Annotated in this window: 1 protein-coding gene; it reads left to right on the top strand. The window is 64.0% G+C overall.

The features are described from left to right. Positions 1 to 31 precede the first annotated feature (31 nt). Positions 32 to 1,275 (top strand): molybdopterin-dependent oxidoreductase (locus Q7U29_RS00280; protein ID WP_304737247.1); only part of this gene is annotated, 1,244 nt, incomplete at its 3' end.

Below are 1,275 nucleotides of genomic sequence, written 5' to 3'. Positions count from 1 at the left end.
TGCCCCGGTTTTTGATGCTAGCAATCGGGGCATGAACCAGCAGCCAAGAATCGACATCCGGCATTCCACCTGTCCGCACGATTGCCCGTCGGCCTGCGCCCTCGATGTCGAGGTGATCGATGGCGCCTCGATCGGCCGGGTGCGCGGCTCCAGGCTGCAGACCTATACCGCCGGCGTCGTCTGCGCCAAGGTCGCGCGCTATGCCGAGCGCATTCATCATCCCGACCGGCTGATCCATCCGATGCGCCGGACCGGCCCGAAGGGCTCCGGACAATTCGCTCGGATTTCGTGGGACGAAGCGCTGGACGAGATCGCCGCGCGGTTCGACGCGGCCGAGCGCGAGTTCGGGGCCCAATCGGTCTGGCCGTATTACTACGCCGGCACCATGGGTCTCGTGATGCGCGACGGCATCAACCGCCTCGCGCATGTGAAGAAATATTCCCGCTTCTACCAGACGATCTGCGCCAATGTCGCGCGGATCGGATTCGCCATCGGCACCGGCAAGATCGCCGGCGTCGATCCGCGCGAGATGGGCGTCTCCGACCTCGTCGTGATCTGGGGCACCAATCCGGTGAATACCCAGGTCAATGTGATGACGCATGCGATGCGCGCCCGCAAGGAGCGCGGCGCGAAAATCGCGGCGATCGACATCTACAACAACGACACCATGAAGCAGGCCGATATCAAGATCATCCTGCGGCCCGGCACCGACGGCGCCTTCGCCTGCGGTGTCATGCACGTGCTGTTCCGTGAGGGTTATGCGGATCGCGCCTATATGGAGCGCTATACCGACTGCCCTGACGAACTCGAGGCGCATCTGAAAACCCGCACGCCGGAATGGGCTTCCTCCATTTGCGGCGTGCCGGTGAGCGAGATCGAGGCGTTCGCGCGTTTGGTCGGCCAGACCAAACGATCTTTCTTCCGCCTGGGCTATGGTTTTACCCGCAGCCGCAATGGGGCGGCGCAGATGCATGCCGCGCTGTGCATTCCGGCGGTGACCGGCGCCTGGCAGTACGAGGGCGGCGGCGCGTTCTTCAACAATTACGCGATCTGGAAGTTCGACGAATCGATCATCGAGGGCCACGACGCCATCGATCCAACTACGCGCGCGCTCGACCAATCGAGGATCGGGCGCATCCTGACCGGCGATGCCGAAGCGCTGCACAACGGCCCGCCGGTCAAGGCGATGCTGATCCAGAACACCAATCCGGTGACGGTGGCGCCGGAGCAGACGCTGGTACGTCAGGGCTTTGCGCGCGAGGACCTGTTCGTGGC

The sequence above is a fragment of the Bradyrhizobium sp. genome (genome assembly GCF_030654605.1).
GTDB lineage: Bacteria > Pseudomonadota > Alphaproteobacteria > Rhizobiales > Xanthobacteraceae > Bradyrhizobium.
This window is presented reverse-complemented; position numbering and strand designations above follow the sequence as displayed.